The sequence below is a fragment of the Nocardioides limicola genome (assembly GCF_016827675.1).
GTDB classification, from domain to species: Bacteria; Actinomycetota; Actinomycetes; order Propionibacteriales; family Nocardioidaceae; genus Nocardioides; species Nocardioides limicola.
Genome location: NZ_JAERJA010000002.1, coordinates 410,125 through 432,271, shown reverse-complemented (window position 1 = coordinate 432,271; position 22,147 = coordinate 410,125). Strand labels below are relative to the sequence as shown.

Here is a 22,147-nt window from a genome sequence, read left to right as displayed (position 1 = left end):
ACTGAACAGTCGGCCGGCCGGTCGCCGCGTTCACCGGCGGTCGGCTAGGTTCTGCTACCCATGGGGCACTCACACGTCCAACACGGACCCGATCCCGAGGTCGGCCAGCTGGCGCGGACGCTGCTGATCGGTGGTCTGCTGCTGGCCGGCGTCGCCACGGTGATCTCGGTCTGGATGCTGTGGCCGGCCGCGGAGGATCGTGTGGACACGGTGCCGTACGCCGTCGAGGGATCCCACACGCTCTCCGCCGAGGTGCTCACGGTGGGGTCGGTGTGTCCGGTGATCGTGGTCGATCCGGCAGTTCCGGGTGGATCGTTCGACTTCCCCGACGGCTGCAACGAGGTGACCTTCTCGGTGCCCGAGGAGGCGGCCCCGGTCACCTTGCAGGTGCCGCCGTACCTGGCCAGGGCCGGACTGCGTGCCGGGGACAAGGTGCAACTCTTCGTCATCCCCGATGCCACCCCCGAAGGTGCCCTGTACGGCGTGGTGGGGATCGAGCGCAGCACCCCGATCGCGCTGCTGGCGGTCATCTTCGTGATCGTCACCGGGCTGGTTGCCCGACTGCGCGGCCTGCTCGCGCTGGTCGGACTGGTCTTCGCCGGGTTCGTCCTGGCCGAGTTCATGCTGCCGGCATTGCTCGCCGGTCAGACCGGCTTCGGGGTGGCGCTGGCCGGCTCGAGCCTGATCATGATCGTGGTGCTCTATCTCGCCCACGGCGTCTCGATCCGCACCAGCGCCGCGCTGGCCGGCACCCTCATCTCGGTGTTGATCACGGCGATGATCGGGTTGTGGGGGATCAGGTCGGCGCGCCTCTCCGGGATCAGCGACGACACCGGCGAACTGCTGATGCTGCACGCCAGCGACATCTCCTACTCCGGCCTGCTCGCCTCGGCGGTGATCATCGCCGGCCTCGGGGTGCTCAACGACGTCACCATCACCCAGACCTCGGCGGTGTGGGAGTTGCGCGCCGCGGCTCCGCAGATGAGTCGGGCGCGACTCTTCTCCAGCGGGATGCGGATCGGGCGCGACCACATCGCCTCGTCGATCTACACGATCGTCTTCGCCTACGCCGGAACGGCCCTGGCCCTGCTGATGCTGATCTCGATCTATGACCGGCCCCTGCTCGGGCTCTTCGTCGATGAGCCGATCGGTGAGGAAGTGGTCCGCACCCTGGCCTCTGCGATCGGGCTGGTGCTCGCGGTGCCGGTCACCACCGCGATCGCCGCGCTGACGGTGGCCGGGCCGCGAGCCGTGATCAGTCCAGCTCTGGACGGATGATCCGGACCACCTTCATGAAAGCGACCGGGTCGACCATGGCCGGCGTGATGACGTAGGGCGACATGTTCCGACGGTTGATCAGCAGCCGCCAGCCACGCTTGCCCGGCGTGCCACGCTCGGTCAACTCCACGTGCGGGTTGCTGAGGTCGAACCGGTGGTGGGAGTTGTTCGCCAGCACGTCCAGGGTGCCGTTCTCCAACCTGACCTGGGCCGGCACGGTGGTGGACCTGACGCCGTGCACGACCAGGAGCAGCGCACCCAGGACCGCCGCGATCGCGATGGTGGTCGGCGACTGGTCCTGATAGGCGGCGTACCCAGCGACGGCGGTGCCGCCGAGGGCGACCAACTCCAGGATCCCGGTGATCCGGCGGGCGTTGGTGCGGGGCTTGAACTTGACCACGCTCGGGATCGCCATCGGCGCGTCCACGCGGCTGCTCACCTGCGGGTGCCCGCGGCGTCGGGGCGTCTCGACCGGCTCCTCGGCAGGGGTCGCCGGGGTGGTCGCCTTGGCGGTGGCGGACTGGGCGGCCTTCGGTCCCTTGGCGGGAGTGGGCGACTTGCGGGCGACGGTACGGCGCTGCAGTGCCTCGGTCTCGTGGCGGGCGCGCTCGTCGGCTGCCAGGCGGGTGGCTTCCAGCACCAGCCGCTCCGCCTCGGCGCGGGCCGCCTCCTCCTGACGGATCCGCCCTTCGGCGGCGGCGGCGGCGCGCTCGGCCTCTTCGCGGGCGATCCGCTCCATCTCGGCTTGCTCCCGAGCCAGTCGGGCGGCCTCCAGGGCGGCCTCGAGTTCGGCGTCCCGGACCCGGGTGTCGGGGCGGGTCTCGACCGGGGTCGGGGTGAGTGCTGCTGCTTCCGCGTCGGCTGTGGCCTCGGCCTGCGCTGCGGCTTCGGCCTCGCGCTCGGCTTCGATCACGGCGGCGGCCGATGCCTCGGCGGCGCGGCGGGCCGCTTCTGCCTCGGCGGCGATCCGGAGGGCCTCGGCTCGCGCGGCTTCGGCCTGTGCTGCCTCGACTCGTGCGGCTTCGGCCTGGGCCGCTTCCTCAGCCCGGACGGCTTCGGCCTGTGCGGCGAGGCGCTCTGCCTCCTCGGCGTTGGCCGTCGCGGCCGCGCGCTCGGCGGCCAGCTTCTCGGCCTCGGCGCGAGCCTCGGCCGCGACGCGCTCGGCCTCGAGACGAGCGGCCTCCTCCTGGCGGATGCGTTCGGTGGCCTCGGCGGCGGCGCGCTCGGCAGCCTCGCGTGCCTGCTGCTCGATCAGGATCTGTTCGCTGGCCTGGCGAGCCGCGGCGCGCGCCGCTTCAAGCTCTGCCTCCATCTGGGCGCGGCGGTCGTCCACCTCGGTGACGGCGGCGGCTGCCTCCCGCTCGGCGACGGCACTGGCCATCTCGGCGGCGGCTTCACGCTCGGCGGCCTCGTGCGCCTCCCGAAGTTCGGCTTCCCAGGTGTCGTCGGCCAGTGCCGCCAAGCGCGCGGCGGCCTCGGAGATGGCCAGGTCGTGTGCTTCGTCGGGGTCGCTGATGCGGTCACCGTCCGGCGACGACGGTGTCGTGTCCGTGACGTCCTCGACCGGCGTGTCGTCTCCCCAGATCCTGCGGAGACGCTCCAGGGGGTCGCTGTCGGGCATCGGCGGCGCCGGCGCGGTCCACGAACGCAGGTTGTCGGAGTAGCTGGACCGTGAGTCGGCGTCCTCGACCGCGCGCAGGGTCGGGGAGCCCTCGGTGGCCCGGTCGACGGTGGCCGTGTCGGCGCTGCTAGCCACCGGGGTGGCGGTGAGGGGGGTGTCGGTGCCGCGGGTGTCGGGGACGCGGGGGTGGCCGTTCGCGGTGCCGAGTTTGGCGCTCTCAGGTGTCACCTGGAGCAACAGGTCGCTCATCATGGCCTGGGCATCGAGGCCCATGGTGGGACGCCCCAGCGGGGGTGGCGCCACGCGGCGTGGAGGCAGCAGGCCTTCCTGCTCGGCGACTGCTCGGCGGGCGGCCTGGGCCTCAGCCTCCTCCTGCTCCGCGCGAGCGCGGGCAGCCCGGAGGCGGTCACCCATCGACCCGCCCCGGCCAGCCTGTTCACCGTCGGACTCCTGGTCCGGCTTGTCGTCGTTGGCCCCCAGGTGCGTGAACCACTGCCCGAGGAGGTCTGCCTCACCCGGTTGCGGATTGCTGTGTGTCGTCATGTGATCACGTGCCATGTGTGCCGGGCCGCCGGATCATCACCAGGGGGGTGCTGATCGTTCTGCGGCGAGTGCGGTCAGGGTATCGCCGTGCCTGTCATGTCGGCGGCGATTGTCCGTAAACCTTGATCAAGGTGAGATCGCTGGTCCGGGGCCAATGCCGTCATAGCAGGGACGGATGGCCCGGGTGTCCATGACGTGGATCACGTCGACCTTCGGGCGCGAGGTCCTGACGCCTGTGCGCGCCCGGGCGGGGGTGAACCCGTCCGCTCGCCACATCTTCCACGTAGGCCCCGTGGGACTCGAACCCACAACCCGCGGATTAAAAGTCCGCTGCTCTGCCAATTGAGCTAGAGGCCCGCACTCCCGAGCGGGACGACCCAGTATCCCGCATCGCTGGTCGGTGGCCGACCTCGGTGTCCGGCGTACACAGCAGTGGCGCCGAGCCCAGGGGGACTCGGCGCCACTGCAGGGAGGTCAGGCGTTGCGGATCGCGGAGATGTCGAAGTCGAGCTTGATCTTGTCGCTGACCAGGACGCCGCCGGTCTCGAGGGCGGCGTTCCAGGTGAGGCCCCACTCCTTGCGGCTGAGGGCGGTCGAGCCCTCGAAGCCGACCCGGGTGTTGCCGAACGGGTCCTTGGCCGAGCCGGTCTGCTCGAACTCGATGGTGACCGGCTTGCTGACGCCCTTGATGGTCAGGTCGCCGGTGATCTGCCAGGTCACGTCGTCGCTGCGCTCCACGCGCGTGGAGGTGAAGGTCATCACCGGGTGGGTCTCGACGTCGAAGAAGTCGGCGGAGGTGAGGTGGCCATCGCGGTCGGCGACGCCGGTGTCGACGCTGCTCATCTGGATGGTCAGGTCGACCTTGGAGGCGGCCGGGTTCTCGGTGTCGATGGTGGCGGTGCCGTCGAACTCCTTGAAGGCGCCGCGGACGGTGGTGACCATCGCGTGGCGGGCCGAGAAGCCGAGGCGGCTGTGGCTGGCGTCGAGGGTGTAGTCGCCGGCGATGTCGGTGACGGCGGTGGTGGCGGCGTCGAAGTCGGTGGTGGTCATGGTGGCCTCCAGGCAATGAAGTAGTTGAACGTTTAATCAGTACCTTACGACGAAGTGGTTGAGATGTCAACAGTGCGGGGATTGGAGGGGGCCTGTGGGCCGTGGGGGAGCTCGCGGGTGTGACGGGCGACATGACTCGCCGTCACCGCGTCGTTGCGAACCCTTCATGTCGTTGTCACGCAAATGAGGGTCCCAAAGCTCGCAAAGTGGGGTTTCGTTGGTAAGGTCGTTCCCGCACCTGGTGCATAGTTTCCAGCAAGGCTGACGCCCGCGGAGTCTGTGATCCAACGGCGTTTCTTCTCGCGTGGGGGACCACGCAAGTCGGAGCGACGTGTCACCGCAGCAGGTGTGGGTCGACGAAGTGTCGGCTCTCGCCCCGACTAAGGAGTAGATGAGCAATGGCTCAGGGCACCGTGAAGTGGTTCAACGCCGAGAAGGGTTTCGGTTTCATCGCACAGGATGGTGGCGGCGACGACGTCTTCGTCCACTACTCGGCCATTCAGACCCAGGGCTACAAGTCCCTGGACGAGAACCAGAAGGTCGAGTTCGACGTCACCCAGGGCCCCAAGGGCCCGCAGGCGGAGAACGTCCGCGCGGTCTGACGAACTGACCGAGCCGGCTCAGCCGGCTCACTCGGTCGGACGAGGCTCCACCCCCCGGGGTGGGGCCTCGTCCCATTTGTCTGTCCGGGCGAGGTCTGTGGGGCTACGCTCGGATCATCAGTGGAGGAGGTGTGCGGTGACCGACCCACTCGACGTGACGCTTGAGGATGCCGACCTCCTCGACGAGGTCGAACTGACCGCCACCTTGATGGTCGCGGCCAGCGAGTCCCCGGGGCGCCTCAGTGTCGAGGAGATCGACCAGCTCCTCGGTGTGGTCAGGACCACGGACGCTTGATCGCTATACCCCTAGGGGGTATGCTTCCCGGTATGGCCCACCAGCACGGCTATGCCGACCACAAGCAGGACGTCCTCAAGCGCCTCCGGCGCATCGAGGGTCAGGCTCGCGGGTTGCAGCGGATGGTCGACGAGGACTCCTACTGCATCGACATCCTCACCCAGGTCTCCGCGATGACCCGGGCACTGCAGTCGGTCTCGCTGACGCTGCTGGAGGAGCACATGAACCACTGCGTCGTCGACGCAGCCCGGGCCGGCGACGAGCAGGCGGAGCAGAAGATCGCCGAGGCCGTCGCCGCCATCACCAGGCTCGTCAAGTCCTGACCCGACACGACCCGCCCCAGACTCAATCGATCGAGAGAGAGACGACATGAGCACCACCAGCACCTGGACCGTCACCGGCATGACCTGCGGGCACTGCGCCGCGTCGGTGAAAGAGGAGATCTCCGAGATCCCCGGCGTCGAGAGTGTCGACGTGGTCGTGGAGACCGGGCAGGTCACCGTGGCCAGCGCCGCCGAGCTCGACGCGTCGGCAGTCCGGGCGGCCGTCGAAGAGGCCGGCTACGTCCTCGTCCGATGACCAACTCCCTGACCCGAGTCCTGCTCATCGTCGTGGCCGCCCTGGTCGTCTTCTGGGGCGCCTACGCGCTGGGCCAGACCGTCGCCGGCGACTCGGAGGCACCCGACGCGTCGGCGTCGCCGAGCCCCGAGCACGGCGTCCACGAGGACGACCCGCACGCCCCCGAGTCGGCCGACGTCGCCGGGCTGAACGCCAGCGACGGTGGCTACACGATGGCGTTGCTGGAGGAGGACCACCCGGCCGGCCAGGAGGTGTCGGTCGCGTTCCGCATCGTCGGCCCGGACGGCTCGCCGGTGACCGAGTACGACGTGGTCCACGAGCGGCCGCTGCACCTGATCGTCGTACGCCGTGACCTGACCGGCTTCCAGCACGTGCACCCGACCCTGGTCGATGACACCTGGACCACCGAACTCGACCTGACCCCCGGCGCCTGGCGGGTCTTCGCCGACTTCCGGCCCTCCGGTGATCAGCCGAGGGTGCTCGGCGTGGACCTGACGGTCCCCGGGTCCGCCGATGACCCCGCGACCCCGGCCGACGCGTCCGTCGCCGAGGTGGACGGCTACACCGTCGCGCTCGCCGGCGACCTGGCCGCCGGCGCCGATGCCGAACTGACCGTGACGGTCACCCGTGACGATGCGCCGGTGGCGCTGCAGCCCTACCTGGGCGCCCACGGGCATCTGGTGGTGCTGCGTGCCGAGGACCTCGGCTACCTGCACGTGCACGCCGACGATGCGGCCGCGGACCGGGGCGAGTTGACCTTCCACGTCGGGGTGCCCAGCACCGGCGACTACCAGTTGTTCCTCGACTTCCAGGTCGACGGCCGGGTGCACACCGCGGCGATGGCGGTGGGCGTCACCGAGGTGGCGGACGAGGAGGACGACCATGGCCACTGACGTCGAGTTGGCGATCACCGGGATGACCTGCGCCTCCTGCGCGAACCGCATCGAGCGCAAGCTCAACAAGCTGGACGGAGTCACCGCCTCGGTCAACTACGCCACCGAGAAGGCACGGGTGACGTTCCCGGACGAGCTCGGCACCGAGCGCCTGCTGGAGACCGTCGCCCAGGCCGGGTACGCCGCCTCGCTGCCCGCAGCGCCGGTGGCTGGTGAGGATGACGCTGCCCACGACCCCGAGGTCGATGCGCTCCGGCAGCGGTTCGTGGTCTCGGCCCTGCTCGCCGTACCGGTGATCGCGATGTCGATGGTGCCGGCGCTGCAGTTCACCTACTGGCAGTGGGCCTCGCTCGCGTTGGCGGCCCCCGTGGTGGTCTGGGGGGCGCTGCCGTTCCACCGCGCCGCCTGGATCAACCTGCGCCATGGTGCCGCCACCATGGACACCCTGGTCTCGATGGGCGTCTCCGCGGCCTTCGCCTGGTCGCTCTACGCCCTCTTCCTCGGACACGCCGGCGAACCGGGGATGACGCATGCGTTCAGCCTCACCGTCTCCCGCAGCGACGGGGCGGGCAACATCTACCTCGAGGTGGCCGCCGGGGTCACCGCGTTCATCCTGGCGGGCCGATGGTTCGAGACCCGCTCCAAGCGTCAGGCCGGGGCAGCACTGCGCGCCCTGATGGACCTTGGCGCCAAGACGGTCACGCTGCTCCGCGACGGCCACGAGGTGCAGGTCCCGGCCGACGAACTCGGTGTCGACGACCTCTTCGTGGTTCGCCCCGGCGAGAAGATCGCCACCGACGGTGTTGTCGAGGCCGGCACCTCGGCCGTCGACACCTCCCTGGTCACCGGCGAGTCGGTGCCGGTCGAGGTCAGCCCCGGCGACGCCGTGGTCGGCGCCTGCGTGAACGCGGGCGGACGACTCGTCGTGCGCGCCACCCGCGTCGGCTCGGACACCCAACTGGCCCAGATGGCCAGACTCGTGGAGGAGGCTCAGTCCGGCAAGGCGGCGGTGCAGCGCCTCGCGGACCGGATCTCCGGGGTCTTCGTGCCCCTGGTCCTGTTGCTGGCAGCGAGCACGCTCGGCTACTGGCTGGGGTCCGGCAGCGGAGCCGGGATGGCCTTCACCGCGGCCGTGGCGGTGCTGATCATCGCCTGTCCCTGCGCCCTCGGCCTGGCCACTCCGCTGGCGCTGATGGTCGGCACCGGCCGGGGTGCCCAACTCGGAATCCTGATCAAGGGGCCCGAGGTGCTGGAGTCGACGCGTCTGGTCGACACCGTCGTGCTGGACAAGACCGGCACCGTCACCACCGGACGGATGGAGTTCATCGGCCTCCTGGCCGCCGATGGCGAGCGTGACGACGACGTGCTGGCTGTGGCCGGCGCGGTCGAGAGTGCCTCCGAACACCCGATCGCTCGGGCCATCACCGAGGCCGCTCGGGCGCGCGGGACCGCCCTCGAAGCCGTGCTGGACTTCGCCAACCAGCCCGGCATGGGAGTGCAGGGCCAGGTAGGTGGACGCGCCGTGGTCGCCGGCCGACCGTCACTCCTGGCCGACTGGGCCCAACCACTGCCGCCGGGCCTGGCCGAGTTCGCCGCCGCCGCGGAGGCCCAGGGACAGACCGCGATCGCAGTCGGCTGGGACGGCGCCGCGCGCGGCGTGCTGGTGGTCGCAGACACGGTCAAGGACTCCTCGGCCGAGGCGGTACGCCGACTCCGTGGGCTGGGGCTGCACCCGGTGCTGCTCACCGGCGACAACCAACGGGCAGCCGAGGCGGTGGCCGCCGAGGTCGGCATCGAGGAAGTCATCGCCGAGGTGCTGCCCGCCGACAAGGTGGCGCAGGTGCGGCGACTCCAGGACGCCGGGCGCGTGGTCGCCATGGTGGGCGACGGTGTGAACGATGCCGCCGCTCTCGCCCAGGCCGATCTGGGACTGGCCATGGGCACCGGCACCGACGTGGCCATCGAAGCCTCCGACCTCACCCTGGTCCGGGGAGACCTGACCGTGGCTGCCGATGCGATCCGGTTGTCACGTCGTACGCTCCGGACGATCAAGGGCAACCTGTTCTGGGCATTTGCCTACAACGTCTCTGCGCTGCCACTGGCCGCTGCCGGACTCCTCGACCCGATGATCGCCGGTGCGGCCATGGCGTTCTCATCGGTCTTCGTGGTCACCAACTCGCTTCGTCTGCGTTCCTTCTCCTAACCGCCGAGTTGGGCCTTATCCGCATCGAGTTGGGCCCCGTACGCATCGAGTTGGGTCCTTCTCGCGGATAAGGCCCAAGTCGGCGCGGATAAGGCCCAAGTCGGCGCGGATAAGGCCCAAGTCGGCGCGGATAAGGCCCAAGTCGGCGCGGATAAGGCCCAAGTCGGTCAGCAGGTGGCGAAGAGGACGGGGCCGTTGCTGATCGCCGAGAAGGCGTACCGCTCGGTCGGCGTCAGGTCGAGGCGTGCGGTGACCCCCGACGAGCTGGCCCCCTCGACGGTGAACGGCCAAGCGCCGCCCTTGCCCGGGGCAGGCCCCTGTGCCAATCGGGACCGGGAGTCGGCGTTGGCGCGCGCCTGTTCGGCACTCTCGAACTCGAACGCGACCCGGAGACCCCCGCCCGGCTGCGCCGCCACCACCAGCCCCTGGAGCGGGTTGACCCGACCGGCCTCGGCGATCAGGGAGCGGGCCGCCTCCTGGTCATCCGCGCTCGCATGATGCATGGAAAGGCTCGTGCAGGCCAGGTCGCCGACCAGGTGCACCGCCGCCACCGGGTCGCCCGCCGCGGCCAGTGACTCGCCGACGGTCATCGTGTGACCGTCGAGGAACTTCGTACGCATCTCCTCCACGTACTGCGCGCGGTCGCCGAACATCACCAGCCGCCGATCGCGGAACAGTACGGCGTACTGCAACATCGGGCTCAGTCCGGCGTCGAGTTGGGCGATCACGGTCGGCCCACCCCGCCAGAGACCCACGGCATCGGCCGGGCGGGTGAAGCCGATCTCGGAGAGTGCAGTCCCGACCCGATCCACGGCGTCGGGGTCGTCCAGGCCCAACAACAGGACAGCGCCGTGGGTGGACTGGGCCATCAACTCCCAATCCAGCGTCCGGGGGGAGAAGCCGAACTCCGCGTCGATCACCTCGGCGCGACCGGTCAGTACCGACGGGGATGAGAGGTCCGCCTCGAACGCGGCCCGGACCAGTGACGTCACGGGCTGGTCCGCGGCATCGAGTTCGTGGCGGACGGCCGCCCAGTCGACCCAGGTGATCCGGGCGGTCTCCTCGGGCGCCAGCGACGCCGCCGCAGTGAATCGGGAGTCGTCGTCGCGCAGCAGCCACACCCCGACGACCGCCACCCCGAGGACCAGCACCAGGGCCAGCGATGCGAACAGGGCGCGACGTGATCCCACGGGTCTCTCCTCAACTGGGGGCAGGTGGTGTGACACTAGCGCCATGGGTGACATCGAGGCCGCCGGTGCCGTGGTGCTGGGACCGTCGAAGCAGGTGCTGGTGGTGCACCGCCCCAAGTACGACGACTGGTCGTTCCCCAAGGGCAAGATCGACAAGGGCGAGCACCGGTTGACGGCCGCCGTTCGGGAGGTGGCCGAGGAGACCGGCCTCCAGGTCCGCCTCGGCCCGCCGCTGTCCACACAGCACTACTCGGTCGGTGGCCGCGGCAAGAACGTGCACTACTGGACCGCCCGGGTGGTCGGCGACGACGACGTGAGCCGCTACCGCCCCAACCTCGAGATCGACAAGGTGCGCTGGGTGCACCAGGAGCAGGCGTTGGGCATGCTCAGCTACGACCACGACCGGGCCACCCTCAAGGAGGCGATGGCTCGCCGGGCGCGCACCCAGGCGCTGGTGGTGCTCCGACACGGACGGACCCGAGCCCTTGCCCTGGTGCCGCTGCTGGCGGCGTACGACGTGGCCGTGGTGGCCAGCTCGCCGGCGGTCCGCTGCACCGGAACCGTGCGTCCGTACGCGGAGGCTGCGGGCTGGCCGATCGCGATGTACGACGGGTTGAGTGAGCAGTTGGCCTCCCCGGGTTCGGTGGCCAGCGTGCTCGACGACCTGATCGCTCGGGGTGATGGCGCGGTGCTGTGCACCCACCGTCCGGTGCTGCCTCAGGTGTTCGCGGCGTTGGGGATCCCGCCGACGCACTTGGAGCCGGGCGGATTCGCGGTCGTGCACCTGCGTGGCGGCCGGGTGGCCGCGGTGGAGGTCCACGCCGCCTCCTGAGCGGCGCCGGTGTGCCAGCGCGGTTCAGGTGATGTACGTCTCACCCTCGCCTGTAGGTGACCGAATGGGCGGGCAGCGTTCACGCGTCGTTCACTGAGTGCCGTCGAACCGGTCACTTCGGCTCCCTAACTTCGGCCCGTCAGTACCTCCACCCAATCAGGAGACCGAAGTGAACCGCACTGCATTCCGCCGGGCCGCTGTTCCCGGCATCGCCGCCCTGGCCCTCGCCCTCACTGCGTGTGGCGGCAGCGGCGGAACCGACGCCGACGTTCCCGAGGGACTCTCCGGCGAGATCAAGATCGACGGCTCGTCGACGGTCACCCCGCACACCATCCCCGCCGCTGAGCTCTTCTTCGAGGCCACCGGCGGCAGCGTGAAGGTTCCGGTGGCCACCTCCGGCACCGGCGGTGGCTTCGCCAAGTTCTGCGCCGGCGAGACCGACATCTCGATGGCCTCGCGTCCGATCAAGCAGGACGAGGCCGACATCTGCGCAGCCAACGGCATCGAGTACGTCCAGTTGGGCATCTCCAACGACGGCCTCGCGGTGGCGATCAACAACGACAACGACTGGGCCACCTGCTTCACCGTCGATGAACTCAACGCGTTCTGGGCCGACGGCAGCACCGTGAGCACCTGGCAGGACGTGAACCCGGAATGGCCGGCCGAGGAGGTTCGGCTGTTCGGTCCCGGCCACGATTCCGGCACCTTCGACTTCTTCACCGAGGTCGTGAACGGCGAGTCCGGCAACATCAACACCGGCTACACCGACATCGGTGAGGACGACAACGCCGCGATCGAGGGCGTGGCCGGCTCGGTCGGCGCGATGTCCTTCGTGCCGCTCTCCTACGTGCTCGAGTCCGGCGGCAAGGTCCAGGCCGCGGCGATCGAGAACAGCAGCGGCGAGTGCGTCGAGCCGAGCCTGGAGACCGTCCGCGACGGCTCCTACGAGCCGCTGGGTCGGCAGTTGTTCATCTACCCGTCCGGCTCTGCTCTGGAGCGTGACGAGGTCAAGGCGTTCATCGAGTTCTACGTCGCGAACCAGGAGGAGATCGCTCTGGAGGCCAAGCTCATCCCGCTGACCGACGAGCAGGTAGCCGAGGTCGAGTCGCGGGTCGCCGAGCTGACCGCTTCCTGATCGATCGCTCCACCACCGAGAGGGCGCGCATGAGCACCACCTTGTCCGATGTCCAGGACGGAGAGACTCCACCGATCAACCTGGGTCCGAGCAGTTCCCGCTTGGGCGAGAAGGCGATCGTGGGCTGGCTGCTCCTCTGCGCGTCCCTCTCGGTGCTGATCACTGTCGGGATCGTGGCTGCCCTGCTGGGCGACACGATCCGCTTCTTCCAGCGGGTGCCGCTGAGCGAGTTCTTCCGGGTCGGCCAGTGGGCGCCCTGGCAGGGCGACTTCCCCGTCTTCAACCTGGTGATGGGGACGCTGAACATCACGATGTATGCGCTGATCATCGCGATCCCCGGCGGGCTCGGGGCGGCGATCTGGCTCAGCGAGTACGCCAGCAACCGGACCCGGAAGATCGTCAAGCCGGTGATCGAGGTGCTCGAGGGTGTCCCGACGGTCGCCTACGGCCTCTTCGCCCTGCTCTTCATCGCACCGATGCTCAAATCGGTCTGGCCGACCTGGCTCCCGGGCAAGCTCGGCCAGGAGCCGGAACTCCAGTTCGCCGGCGCTGCCGCTCTGGTGATGGGGGTGATGCTGATCCCGACGATCGCCTCCATCTCCGAGGACGCGATGCGAGCGGTGCCCTCGGGCCTGCGCCAAGCGGCGTACGGTCTGGGAAGCACCAAGATGCAGGTGGCGCTCAAGGTGGTGGTGCCGGCCGCGCTGTCGGGCATCGTGGCCGCCTTCGTGCTCGGCATCTCGCGCGGGATCGGCGAGACGATGCTGGTGCTGATGGCCGCCGGAGCGACACCGAACGCGTCGCTGTGGCCCAACGATTCGGTGCTCACCATGACGGCCTTCATCGCCAGGACGGCCGGCGGCGACATCAGCCATGGGTCGACCGAGTACTACACGATCTTCGCCGTCGGTTCGGTGCTCTTCGTGATGACCCTGGGCATGAACATGATCGCCGACTTCTTCGTCCGCCGCTTCCGGGAGACCTACGAATGAGGACCGCTGCGCACAACCGGAACGCGGTCAACGCGGCCCGGGAGATCACCTTGGCCCAACTGGACGGCAGCCAACGTCAGGGGCGGTGGAAGGGGCCTGCCTTCGAAGCGGTCCTGCTCACCGCCATCTTCGTGGCGATCCTGACGCTGCTCGCGGTCATCCTGTGGGCGTTGACTGCGGGCTGGGAGAGGCTCGACCTCAACCTGCTCCGGAACATGCCGTCCGGGATGGCCAGTCGGCTCGGTGAGTCCGGGATGCAGTCCGCGATCATCGGCACCTTCTACGTGATGGTCGGCCTGATCGTCACCGTGGTGCCGCTGGGGGTGAGTGCCGCGATCTATCTGGAGGAGTTCGCCGACCACGACACGTGGTACGTGCGGATCATCGAGATCAACCTGCGCAACCTGGCTGCGGTGCCGTCCATCGTCTTCGGCATCCTCGGTCTGGCGTTCTTCTACCGCGGCGGCCTGAGTCTGGGCTCGGTCGTCTACACGGGCTCGCTGACGCTGACCATGCTGGTCCTGCCGACGGTGATCGTCACCGCCCGTGAGGCGATCCGGGCGGTACCTCCGTCGATCCGCCATGCGTCGATGGGGATGGGAGCCACCAAGTGGCGCACCATCTGGCATCAGGTGCTGCCCTCATCGATCCCGGGGATCGTCACCGGCACCATCCTGGCGCTGTCGCGAGCCATCGGTGAAGCTGCGCCGCTGATCATGATCGGCGCGGCCACCTTCGTCGGCTGGAATCCGGACGGGCCCTTCGAGGGCTCCTTCACGGTGCTGCCGGTGCAGATCTTCTTCTGGTCAGCGCAGGCCAACACGGACTTCCACATCCTCGCCGCCGCGGGAGTGATCGTGCTGCTGGGCATGCTGCTGATGATGAACTCGTTCGCGATCTGGCTGCGCAACCGATTCACCCGAGAGTGGTGACCCCGACTCCATGACGATGACCACAGCACAGACCCCAGGAGACACCGTGTCAGACGCCCACGCCCCGCTCGTCGAGGCCTCCGCCACCCGCACCGTGCCGGACGCGCCGCTGAACCCGGTGATCGAGGCGGTCGATCTGAACATCTACTACGGCTCCTTCCATGCCGTGTACGACGTGAACCTCGCCTATGGCAAGAACGAGATCACCGCGATGATCGGCCCCTCCGGCTGCGGCAAGTCGACGGTGCTCCGCTGCCTCAACCGGATGAACGATCTGGTCGCCTCGGCCCGGGTCGAGGGCACGGTGACCTACCACGGCATCAACATCTACGACCCCAAGGTCGACCCCATCGAGGTGCGTCGACACATCGGGATGGTCTTCCAGAAGCCGAACCCCTTCCCCAAGTCGATCTACGACAACGTCGCCTACGGCCCCAAGGTCACCGGCATGAAGCTGGAGTCATCCCTCGATGAGCACGTCGAGTGGTGCCTGCGCAAGGCGGCGCTGTGGGACGAGGTCAAGGACAAGCTCAAGGAGTCTGCCTTCAGTCTGTCCGGCGGCCAGCAGCAGCGGCTCTGCATTGCCCGGGCGATCGCGACCAAACCCGACGTGATCCTGATGGACGAGCCCTGCTCGGCACTGGACCCGATCGCCACCGCTGCGGTGGAGGACCTGATGGTGGAGTTGCGCAACGACTACACGATCATCATCGTCACCCACAACATGCAGCAGGCGGCTCGCGTCTCCGACCGGACCGCGTTCTTCACTGCGCGTCCGGACGAGACCACCGGCAACCGGACCGGTCTGCTGGTGGAGTTCGACAAGACCACGACGATCTTCTCGAACCCCTCCGACCAGCGCACCGAGGACTACATCTCCGGCCGCTTCGGGTGAGGTGTGCCATGACGGGAGAGCAGGCTCGGCTGTCCCCGGGCGCATCGGCGCATGACAGCATGTGCGCCATGTCCAGGCCCGTACCCCCACTCAGTCGGAGACTCGTAGCCGAGTTCGTCGGCACTGCCTTCTTGCTGATGGCGGTGCTCGGCTCAGGGATCATGGCGGCCGCTCTCTCGCCCGACGACGTCGGGTTGCAGTTGCTCCAGAACACGATCGCGACCGGCGCGATGCTGACGGTGCTGATCCTGATGCTGCAGCGAATCTCGGCGAGCTTCAATCCCGTGGTCACCCTGGCTGATGCGGCACTCGGCAACGTGCCGTGGCGGGAGGTGCCGGTGCTGATCGCGACTCAGGTGGCGGGCGGCATCGGTGGCGCGATCTTGGCCAACCTGATGTTCGATCTGCCCGCGGTGCACTGGTCAGCCAAGGATCGCAGCGCCGGCCACCTGTGGCTGGCTGAGGTCGTGGCCACCGTCGGCCTGCTGCTGGCCATCTTCGTCACCGCCAGGGTCGGCCGCGCTGACCGGGTCGCCTTCACTGTGGGTGGCTTCATCACCGCCGCCTACTGGTTCACCTCCTCCACCAGCTTCGCCAACCCGGCGGTCACCATCTCGAGGATGTTCTCCGACACCTTCGCCGGGATCGCGCCGGCCAGCGCTCCGATGTTCGTGCTCATGCAAGGGGTGGGTCTGCTGGTGGCGCTGGCCCTGATCCGGGTGCTGGTTCCGGTCGCGGCACCCGTGCCTGAGGGGGGAGTGCTGACTACTACCGCGAGTCAGCTCCCGGGCACCCCGACCGCCGAGAAGGAGCCCCGATGACCAAGCCGTCCGTCCTGTTCGTCTGCGTGCACAACGCCGGCCGTTCCCAGATGGCTGCGGCGTACCTCACCGCACTCGCCGGCGACGCCGTCGAGGTCCGGTCCGCCGGTTCGGCACCCGGCGACCGGGTGAACCCGATGGCGGTCGCGGCGATGGCCGAAGAGGGTATCGACATCGCCGCCGAGGCACCCAAGGTGCTGACTGCCGAGGCGGTGCAGGCCTCCGATGTGGTGATCACCATGGGCTGTGGCGACGAGTGCCCGTTCTTCCCTGGCAAGCGCTACGAGGACTGGGTGCTGGACGACCCGGCCGGGCAGGACCTGGAGTCGGTGCGGCCGATCCGCGACGAGATCAAGCGCCGGGTCCTCGACCTGATCGACTCCCTGGGGTGAATCCCGCCCCCGCGTGGATCAGAGGAGTACCTCGAGGACCAGGTGGCACACCCAGTAGCTGACGGCGGCCACCAGCCCCGCCATCGGGAACGTCAGCACCCAGGCCGTGACGATCGAGCGGGCTACGCCCCATCGGACCGCCGAGAACCGCTTGGTGGCGCCGACGCCCATCACCGCCGAGGTGATGGTGTGGGTGGTGGAGATCGGGGCGCTGAAGGCGAACGCGGTGGTGTACAGCACGCCGGCTGCCACCGACTCGGCGGCGAACCCGCGGGGCGGATCCAGGTGGATGATCCGCCGGCCCAGGGTCCGCATGATCCGCCAGCCGCCGGCGTAGGTGCCCAGCGAGATCGCCGCCGCGGCGGAGAAGATCACCCAGAACGGCAGAGAGTCACCCTGCTGGGCGTAGCCGCCGGCCAACAGCGCCAGGAAGATGACCCCCATGGTCTTCTGGGCGTCCTGCAGGCCGTGCCCGAGCGCCATCGCAGCCGCCGAGACCGTCTGGGCGATCCGGAAACCCTTGTTGGTCGGGGCGGGCAGGGAGTCCTTGAACGCCCACATGATCACGACCATGACGCAGAACGCGGCAGCGAACCCGAACAGCGGTGAGGCGATCATCGGGATGACCACCTTGTTCACGATCACGTCCCATTTCACGCTCACCCCGGCTGCCATCGCGGCGCCGACCAGCCCGCCGATGAGGGCATGGGAGGACGACGAGGGGAGGCCGTAGTACCAGGTGATCAGATTCCAGATGATCGCGCCGAGCAGTCCGCCCATCACGATCACCAGCGCATGGGACCCTTCGCCGGGGTCGATCACGGAGCCGACGGTGTTGGCGACCTCCTGCCCGAGGAAGGCGCCGATGAAGTTCATCACCGCAGCCATGGCCAGCGCCACCCGTGGCGTCAGTGCCCGGGTGGACACCGAGGTGGCGATGGCGTTGGCGGCGTCGTGGAAACCGTTGGTGTAGTCGAACACCAAGGCGACGACGACCACGGTGATGACGATCGCGAGCTCCACGGGCTCAGGACTCCTTGACTGCGATCTGCTCCACGATGTTCGCCACCGCTTCGAAGGCGTCGATCGCGTCCTCGAGTGCCTCCACGATGTCCTTCAGCTTGATCACCGTGAGCGTCTCGAACTCGCCGCTGAACAGGTTCGCCAAGGTACGCCGGTACGCCTTGTCGCCGATGTTCTCCAGCCGGTTCACCTCGATCCAGAACTCCTCGAGGTCGCGCATCGCAGCCAGCTTCGGCATCGCCTCGGCGGTCAGGTCGGCGCAGCGCTGGATCACCTCGATCAGCGGTGAGAGCGTCTCGGGGAGTTCGTGCACCTCGTAGAGGAGGACCAGGTCGACCGCGTGGTCCATCTCGTCCATGATGTCGTCCAGACCGGACGCCAGCGCGTAGATGTCCTCGCGGTCGAACGGGGTGACGAATGTCTGGTTGACCCGGCGGATGATCGCGTGGGTGGTCTCGTCGGCGGCGTGCTCGGCGTCGCGCATCCGGGCGGCGATGGCTTCCCGGTCGCCGCCGTTGGCGAGCATCTCGGTCAGCAGTGAGGCCCCGGTGACCAGGTGGTTGGCAGACTCGGTGAACAGGTCGTAGAAGGACCCTTCCACCGGGCGAAAGCGAAAGCGCAAGGTGAACTCCAGACCATCGGCGCGGAAACTGAGGCAATGCTAGGGGCAACCGCCCCGATCGCGTAGCCCCAGGTGCTGAACCCCCGTCCGCGCGACGACGCGGACGGTGCTGCCGGTCAGCGGCGCCGGTTGCGTTGGTCGATCAGGATCTGCTGCAGGTGGGTGCTGCCTACGTGCCGACTCCAGTCGCCGTCCGGAGCCAGATGCCAGGCATCGGTGTCCTCGGCGAAGGCGAGGTCGAGCAGGTCGGCGATCTCGAGCGGCAGGTCGCCGGGCAACCGCACCAGCGCCTCGACGCGGCGGTCCAGGTTCCGGTGCATGAGGTCGGCCGAGCCGATCCAGGCCTGCGGTTCGCCGCCTCCTTCGAACCAGAAGATCCGGCTGTGCTCCAGGAACCGACCGAGCACCGAGTGCACCCGGATGGTCTCCGACAGCCCCGGTACGCCGGGTCGTAGGGCGCAGATGCCGCGCACCCACAGGTCCACCGGGACCCCCGCCTGCGAGGCGAGGTACAGGGTGTCGATGAGCGCCTCGTCGACGATCGAGTTCACCTTGATCCGGATCCGGGCAGGCCGCCCGGCGAGGTGGTGGGCGATCTCGCCGTGGATCGCGGTCACCAGCCCGTCGCGGACCGAGTCCGGGGCGACCAGCAGTTCGTCGTAGGTGGCCTTCCGGCTGAAGCCGGAGAGGTTGTTGAAGAGGTGCGCCACGTCCAGGCCGATGGCCTCGTCGGCGGTCAGCAGCCCCAGGTCCTCGTACAAGCGGGCGGTCTTGGGGTTGTAGTTCCCGGTGCCGATGTGGGTATAGCGGCGGATGCCCTCCGGCTCGTCGCGGACCACCATCGACAGCTTGCAGTGCGTCTTCAGGCCCAACAGTCCGTAGACCACGTGGCAGCCGGCATGTTCGAGTTTGCGGGCCCAACGGATGTTGTTGGACTCGTCGAACCTGGCCTTGATCTCCACGATCACCAGCACCTGTTTGCCGGACTGGGCGGCGTCGACGAGGGCGTCGATGATCGGTGAGTCGCCCGAGGTCCGGTAGAGCGTCTGCTTGATGGCCAGGACGTGGGGGTCTGCGGCCGCCTGCTCGAGGAAGCGCTGCACCGAGGTCGCGAACGAGTCGTAGGGGTGGTGCAGCAGCACGTCCTGGCGTCGTACGGCCTTGAACACGTCGACCGGGGAGGCGGACTCCACCGGAGCCAGCAGGTGGTGCGTCTTCGGGACGAACGTGGGGTACTTGAGGTCGCCTCGGTCGAGGTCGGCGATGTCGTTCAGCCCGGTGAGGTCCAGCGGACCCTGCAGCCGGAACACCTCGTCGGCGTCCACCTCCAGCTCCGAGATCAACAGCTTCAACACTCGTGGATCGATCGACTCCTCGACCTCCAGCCGGACCGGCGGGCCGAAGCGGCGCCGGAGCAGTTCCTTCTCCAGGGCGGCGAGCAGGTTCTCAGCATCGTCCTCCTCGACCTCGAGGTCCTCGTTGCGGGTGACCCGGAACGTGTGCACCTGGAGGACCTCCATGCCGGGGAACAACCGGTGCAGGTGCACCCCGATCACGTCCTCCAGGGGCACGAACCGCTGGTTGCCGACGGAGACGAACCGTTCGAAGATCGGCGGAACCTTGACCCGGGCGAAGTGCTCCTTGCCCGACTGGGGGTTCCGGACCAGCACGGCCAGGTTCAGGGACAGGCCGGAGATGTAAGGGAACGGGTGCGCCGGGTCGACCGCCAACGGGGTGAGCACCGGGAACACCCGGTCCTTGAAGAGCCGTTTGCAGTGCTTCTGCTCCTCCCGGGCGAGGTCGTCCCAGCGGACCAGTTCGATCTCCTCGGCCCGCAACGCGGGGACGATCTCCTCCCGGAAGACGCGCGCGTGCCGTTCCATCAACTCCTTGGTGCGGGTGAGGATCGCGGCGAGCACCTCCCGGGGAAGGTGACCGGAGGCTGCCCGGACCGCCACGCCGGCGGCGATCCTCCGGCGCAGGCCGGCCACCCGGACCATGAAGAACTCGTCGAGGTTGCTGGCGAAGATGGCTAGGAAGCGGACACGCTCCAGCAACGGGAGGTCGGGATCCTCGGCCAGGATGAGCACCCGCTCGTTGAACTTCAACCAGGAGATCTCCCGATCCGCGAAGCGGTCCTCGAACGCTTGGACGGCGGCGAGTTCGTCGGCGTCGGGGACGTACGGCGGGTCCACATCGAAGGTGTCGCCGCCGATGGCGGTCAGCCCGGTGTCCAGCGGGCCGTCGTCCAGGGTCCGGGACGTGCCGGTGGACGCGGTGGCGGGCTCGCTGGTCATGGATCCGATCATGGCAGGTTCGGGTGAACGGCAGGTGAAGTCAGCCCGAGTGGGATGGACTCGTAGGATTCGCGCATGCTCCCGGCCCCGCTGCTGAACCTGGTCGATCGTGCTCAGGGCCCCCTGTTGCGCACGGCACTGGCCCTACCGCCTGCGCTGCTGCGCCGAGCCGCAGGTCGGCCGGTGGTGATCGACGGCCAGACCCTCGACCCCGAGCAGCAGTTGGCGTTGCGGATGATGCGGCTCTCCGGGCTGCCGGGAGCAGAGACGGTGCCGATCCCTCAGGGACGGGCGATTCTTCGGGAACAGTCCATGATCGTCGGCAGCGGGCAGCCGATCGGTTCGGTCCGGGACCTGCGCGTCGACGGGGCGGACGGTGAACTGCCGGCGCGGCTCTACGTCCCCCGGTCGCTGGTGACCGGCGCCGGCCCCGACCCCCTGCTGGTCTTCTTCCATGGCGGTGGCTGGGTCTTCGGTGACCTCGACAGCCACGATGCCCTGTGTCGAGTGCTGGCCGAGCAGGCCGGAGTGCGCGTGCTCTCGGTCGCGTATCGCCTGGCGCCGGAGGCGGCCTTCCCTGCTGCTCACGACGACTGCATCGCGGCGTACCGGTGGGTGCTGGACAACCTGGACCGGCTCGACGCCGACCCCGACCGGCTGGCCGTCGGGGGAGACTCTGCCGGCGGTTGCCTGGCGGCCACCACCGCAATCGCCGCCGCCGAGCAGGGCTGGCCGCTGGCCTTCCAGTTGCTCATCTATCCGGGCACGGACATGACCGGCGGGTCGGCCAGTCGTGCTCTCTTCGGTGAGGGGTTCTACCTCACCCAGCAGTTCATGGACCTGCCCCGAGCGTTGTACGTGGCCGATGCCGACGAGACCGACCCGCGGGTATCCCCCTTGCACGCCGACCTGCCCCCGGGCCTGGCGCCGGCGTACCTGTGCACCGCCGGCTTCGACCCGCTCCGCGACGAGGGTGAGGCGTACGCCGCGAAGTTGACCGACGCCGGTGTGCAGGTGGAGGTCCAGCGCTTCGAGGGGCTGATCCACGGGTTCGCGAACTGGGTGTCGGTGGGGCGCAGCTGTCCTGCAGCCGTCGCGGTGCTCGCCGACCGGCTCCGCGCCGGGCTGTCGGGCTAGCGCCGGTACTGCACGTGGGTGCGCACGGGGGTGAAGCCGAGCCGCTGATACAGGGCCAGGGCCGCGGTGTTGTCCCCTTCGACGTAGAGGTGCACGCGCTCCACCCCTGACGCGGCCAGATGGTCCAGCCCGGCCTCGAGCAGCACCCGCCCGAGCCCGGACCCCTGAGCAGTCGGGTCGACTCCGATCACGTACACCTCGCCGGCTCCGGAGGCGTGCCGTTTGGTCCAGTGGAAGCCGACCAGACCGCTCGGACCGACCGCGACCAGGAGGTCCGCCGGATCGAACCAGGGCTCAGCCATCCGTCGGGCCAGGTCGGTGGCGTCCATGCCACCCTGCTCGGGGTGGTCGGCGAACGCCGCCGCATTGACCCGCAGGAGTTCGTCGGCGTCCTGCGGTTGCCAGTTGCGGATCCGCACTCCCGGCGGTGGTGTCGGGGCTCCCCGGCGGGGCTCGGTGGCCAGCACCAGGAGTTCCCGGGCCCGACGCATCCCGGCCCGCGGCGCCAGCACGGCCGCCGCCGGATGATCGCTGTGGGACCAGGCCCGCAGCGGCGACTCCGGGGCCACCACGGCGAGCGCCTGCTGCATCAGCGCACCCCCGGCGCCCCGACCCCGATGCGCGGGGGAGACCACCAGAGTCAACTCGTCGTCGATGAGCAACGCGAACCCCGCCTCGCTTGTCCAGAGGTGGAGACTGTCGGGGTCCTGGTGCCGCAGCGCCAGCCGGGTGGCCTCGTCGACGGGGTCGACCTGGTCGAGGCTCTCCGCGTCGGCGGCGACCGCCTCGACATGCCTCAGCAGCGCCGGGTCCAC

At 69.0% G+C, this 22,147-nt stretch carries 22 protein-coding genes and 1 tRNA gene; 15 read left to right on the top strand and 8 right to left on the bottom strand.

The features are described 5' to 3' along the window. Nucleotides 1–60: 60 nt before the first annotated feature. On the top strand, nucleotides 61–1,278 hold the full coding sequence (locus JKG67_RS06045) for a YibE/F family protein (RefSeq protein WP_203336364.1): 1,218 nt from the start codon (nucleotides 61–63) through the stop codon (nucleotides 1,276–1,278). Here the strand turns inward: JKG67_RS06045 and JKG67_RS06040 are convergent. From JKG67_RS06040 to JKG67_RS06030, 3 genes are all read right to left on the bottom strand, one after another. Continuing rightward, nucleotides 1,256–3,442, bottom strand: a complete 2,187-nt coding sequence (locus tag JKG67_RS06040; protein WP_203336363.1) for a hypothetical protein — start codon at nucleotides 3,440–3,442, stop codon at nucleotides 1,256–1,258. The two genes, JKG67_RS06045 and JKG67_RS06040, sit on opposite strands and share 23 nt — an antisense overlap. Before the next feature lie 284 nt (nucleotides 3,443–3,726). After that, nucleotides 3,727–3,799 (bottom strand) — tRNA-Lys (locus JKG67_RS06035). Between the two features lie 117 nt (nucleotides 3,800–3,916). Further along, nucleotides 3,917–4,492, bottom strand: a complete 576-nt coding sequence (locus JKG67_RS06030) for a YceI family protein (RefSeq protein WP_203336362.1) — start codon at nucleotides 4,490–4,492, stop codon at nucleotides 3,917–3,919. 398 nt (nucleotides 4,493–4,890) lie between these two features. Between JKG67_RS06030 and JKG67_RS06025 the strand changes: the two genes are divergently transcribed. The 6 genes from JKG67_RS06025 (at nucleotide 4,891) to JKG67_RS06000 (ending at nucleotide 9,064) form a co-directional block, all read left to right on the top strand. Continuing rightward, nucleotides 4,891–5,094, top strand: a complete 204-nt coding sequence (locus JKG67_RS06025) for a cold-shock protein (protein WP_203336361.1) — start codon at nucleotides 4,891–4,893, stop codon at nucleotides 5,092–5,094. A gap of 136 nt (nucleotides 5,095–5,230) precedes the next feature. Beyond that, nucleotides 5,231–5,389 (top strand): hypothetical protein, encoded by a 159-nt coding sequence (locus JKG67_RS06020; protein WP_203336360.1) that lies wholly within the window; start codon nucleotides 5,231–5,233, stop codon nucleotides 5,387–5,389. Between the two features lie 20 nt (nucleotides 5,390–5,409). Beyond that, the gene (locus JKG67_RS06015; protein ID WP_203336359.1) at nucleotides 5,410–5,712 is read left to right on the top strand and encodes a metal-sensitive transcriptional regulator; all 303 of its coding nucleotides are present in this window, start codon (nucleotides 5,410–5,412) and stop codon (nucleotides 5,710–5,712) included. Between the two features lie 46 nt (nucleotides 5,713–5,758). Next, nucleotides 5,759–5,968 (top strand): heavy-metal-associated domain-containing protein, encoded by a 210-nt coding sequence (locus JKG67_RS06010; RefSeq protein ID WP_203336358.1) that lies wholly within the window; start codon nucleotides 5,759–5,761, stop codon nucleotides 5,966–5,968. After that, nucleotides 5,965–6,861: a DUF8832 domain-containing protein gene (locus JKG67_RS06005; RefSeq protein WP_203336357.1), complete on the top strand. Its 897-nt coding sequence runs from the start codon at nucleotides 5,965–5,967 to the stop codon at nucleotides 6,859–6,861. Before JKG67_RS06010 ends, JKG67_RS06005 begins: the two co-directional genes overlap by 4 nt. Next, on the top strand, nucleotides 6,851–9,064 hold the full coding sequence (locus JKG67_RS06000) for a heavy metal translocating P-type ATPase (RefSeq protein ID WP_203336356.1): 2,214 nt from the start codon (nucleotides 6,851–6,853) through the stop codon (nucleotides 9,062–9,064). Before JKG67_RS06005 ends, JKG67_RS06000 begins: the two co-directional genes overlap by 11 nt. A gap of 167 nt (nucleotides 9,065–9,231) precedes the next feature. On the opposite strand, the gene JKG67_RS05995 is transcribed toward JKG67_RS06000, so the two are convergent. Further along, nucleotides 9,232–10,254, bottom strand: a complete 1,023-nt coding sequence (locus JKG67_RS05995) for a hypothetical protein (protein ID WP_203336355.1) — start codon at nucleotides 10,252–10,254, stop codon at nucleotides 9,232–9,234. Nucleotides 10,255–10,297: 43 nt separating this feature from the next. Between JKG67_RS05995 and JKG67_RS05990 the strand changes: the two genes are divergently transcribed. The 7 genes from JKG67_RS05990 (at nucleotide 10,298) to JKG67_RS05960 (ending at nucleotide 16,253) form a co-directional block, all read left to right on the top strand. Further along, nucleotides 10,298–11,086: an NUDIX hydrolase gene (locus JKG67_RS05990; RefSeq protein ID WP_203336354.1), complete on the top strand. Its 789-nt coding sequence runs from the start codon at nucleotides 10,298–10,300 to the stop codon at nucleotides 11,084–11,086. 169 nt (nucleotides 11,087–11,255) lie between these two features. Beyond that, entirely contained in the window at nucleotides 11,256–12,221 is a 966-nt protein-coding gene (locus JKG67_RS05985) for a PstS family phosphate ABC transporter substrate-binding protein (RefSeq protein WP_203336353.1), read from the top strand. Nucleotides 12,222–12,250: 29 nt separating this feature from the next. Beyond that, the gene (gene pstC, locus JKG67_RS05980) at nucleotides 12,251–13,213 is read left to right on the top strand and encodes a phosphate ABC transporter permease subunit PstC (RefSeq protein WP_203336352.1); all 963 of its coding nucleotides are present in this window, start codon (nucleotides 12,251–12,253) and stop codon (nucleotides 13,211–13,213) included. After that, nucleotides 13,210–14,145 carry a phosphate ABC transporter permease PstA gene (pstA, locus tag JKG67_RS05975; protein ID WP_203336351.1) on the top strand — a complete coding sequence of 312 codons (936 nt, stop codon included), beginning with the start codon at nucleotides 13,210–13,212 and terminating at the stop codon, nucleotides 14,143–14,145. Before pstC ends, pstA begins: the two co-directional genes overlap by 4 nt. Nucleotides 14,146–14,191: 46 nt before the next feature. Then, the gene (gene pstB, locus JKG67_RS05970) at nucleotides 14,192–15,040 is read left to right on the top strand and encodes a phosphate ABC transporter ATP-binding protein PstB (RefSeq protein WP_372442040.1); all 849 of its coding nucleotides are present in this window, start codon (nucleotides 14,192–14,194) and stop codon (nucleotides 15,038–15,040) included. Nucleotides 15,041–15,108: 68 nt separating this feature from the next. After that, on the top strand, nucleotides 15,109–15,861 hold the full coding sequence (locus JKG67_RS05965; protein ID WP_203336349.1) for an aquaporin: 753 nt from the start codon (nucleotides 15,109–15,111) through the stop codon (nucleotides 15,859–15,861). Next, a complete protein-coding gene (locus JKG67_RS05960; RefSeq protein ID WP_203336348.1) occupies nucleotides 15,858–16,253 on the top strand; it encodes an arsenate reductase ArsC in 396 nt (131 codons plus the stop codon). Before JKG67_RS05965 ends, JKG67_RS05960 begins: the two co-directional genes overlap by 4 nt. An 18-nt stretch (nucleotides 16,254–16,271) precedes the next feature. Here JKG67_RS05960 and JKG67_RS05955 read toward each other — a convergent pair whose 3' ends face one another. From JKG67_RS05955 to JKG67_RS05945, 3 genes are all read right to left on the bottom strand, one after another. Continuing rightward, nucleotides 16,272–17,276, bottom strand: coding sequence for an inorganic phosphate transporter (locus JKG67_RS05955; RefSeq protein ID WP_203336347.1), 1,005 nt, complete (start codon nucleotides 17,274–17,276; stop codon nucleotides 16,272–16,274). A gap of 4 nt (nucleotides 17,277–17,280) precedes the next feature. Continuing rightward, nucleotides 17,281–17,877, bottom strand: a complete 597-nt coding sequence (locus tag JKG67_RS05950) for a DUF47 domain-containing protein (RefSeq protein ID WP_307816450.1) — start codon at nucleotides 17,875–17,877, stop codon at nucleotides 17,281–17,283. 137 nt (nucleotides 17,878–18,014) lie between these two features. Continuing rightward, nucleotides 18,015–20,195 (bottom strand): RNA degradosome polyphosphate kinase, encoded by a 2,181-nt coding sequence (locus tag JKG67_RS05945; RefSeq protein WP_203336345.1) that lies wholly within the window; start codon nucleotides 20,193–20,195, stop codon nucleotides 18,015–18,017. 75 nt (nucleotides 20,196–20,270) lie between these two features. Between JKG67_RS05945 and JKG67_RS05940 the strand changes: the two genes are divergently transcribed. After that, entirely contained in the window at nucleotides 20,271–21,332 is a 1,062-nt protein-coding gene (locus tag JKG67_RS05940; protein ID WP_203336344.1) for an alpha/beta hydrolase, read from the top strand. On the opposite strand, the gene mshD is transcribed toward JKG67_RS05940, so the two are convergent. Beyond that, entirely contained in the window at nucleotides 21,329–22,147 is an 819-nt protein-coding gene (gene mshD, locus JKG67_RS05935; protein ID WP_307816449.1) for a mycothiol synthase, read from the bottom strand. The two genes, JKG67_RS05940 and mshD, sit on opposite strands and share 4 nt — an antisense overlap.

Bases quoted from the DNA above. Each gene is read 5' to 3' on its own strand.
- JKG67_RS06045 (WP_203336364.1), top strand. From the start codon at position 61: ATGGGGCACTCACACGTCCAACACGGACCCGATCCCGAGGTCGGCCAG.
- JKG67_RS06040 (WP_203336363.1), bottom strand. From the start codon at position 3,442: ATGACGACACACAGCAATCCGCAACCGGGTGAGGCAGACCTCCTCGGG.
- JKG67_RS06030 (WP_203336362.1), bottom strand. From the start codon at position 4,492: ATGACCACCACCGACTTCGACGCCGCCACCACCGCCGTCACCGACATC.
- JKG67_RS06025 (WP_203336361.1), top strand. From the start codon at position 4,891: ATGGCTCAGGGCACCGTGAAGTGGTTCAACGCCGAGAAGGGTTTCGGT.
- JKG67_RS06015 (WP_203336359.1), top strand. From the start codon at position 5,410: ATGCTTCCCGGTATGGCCCACCAGCACGGCTATGCCGACCACAAGCAG.
- JKG67_RS06010 (WP_203336358.1), top strand. From the start codon at position 5,759: ATGAGCACCACCAGCACCTGGACCGTCACCGGCATGACCTGCGGGCAC.
- JKG67_RS06005 (WP_203336357.1), top strand. From the start codon at position 5,965: ATGACCAACTCCCTGACCCGAGTCCTGCTCATCGTCGTGGCCGCCCTG.
- JKG67_RS06000 (WP_203336356.1), top strand. From the start codon at position 6,851: ATGGCCACTGACGTCGAGTTGGCGATCACCGGGATGACCTGCGCCTCC.
- JKG67_RS05990 (WP_203336354.1), top strand. From the start codon at position 10,298: ATGGGTGACATCGAGGCCGCCGGTGCCGTGGTGCTGGGACCGTCGAAG.
- pstC (WP_203336352.1), top strand. From the start codon at position 12,251: ATGAGCACCACCTTGTCCGATGTCCAGGACGGAGAGACTCCACCGATC.
- pstA (WP_203336351.1), top strand. From the start codon at position 13,210: ATGAGGACCGCTGCGCACAACCGGAACGCGGTCAACGCGGCCCGGGAG.
- JKG67_RS05965 (WP_203336349.1), top strand. From the start codon at position 15,109: ATGTCCAGGCCCGTACCCCCACTCAGTCGGAGACTCGTAGCCGAGTTC.
- JKG67_RS05960 (WP_203336348.1), top strand. From the start codon at position 15,858: ATGACCAAGCCGTCCGTCCTGTTCGTCTGCGTGCACAACGCCGGCCGT.
- JKG67_RS05945 (WP_203336345.1), bottom strand. From the start codon at position 20,195: ATGACCAGCGAGCCCGCCACCGCGTCCACCGGCACGTCCCGGACCCTG.
- JKG67_RS05940 (WP_203336344.1), top strand. From the start codon at position 20,271: ATGCTCCCGGCCCCGCTGCTGAACCTGGTCGATCGTGCTCAGGGCCCC.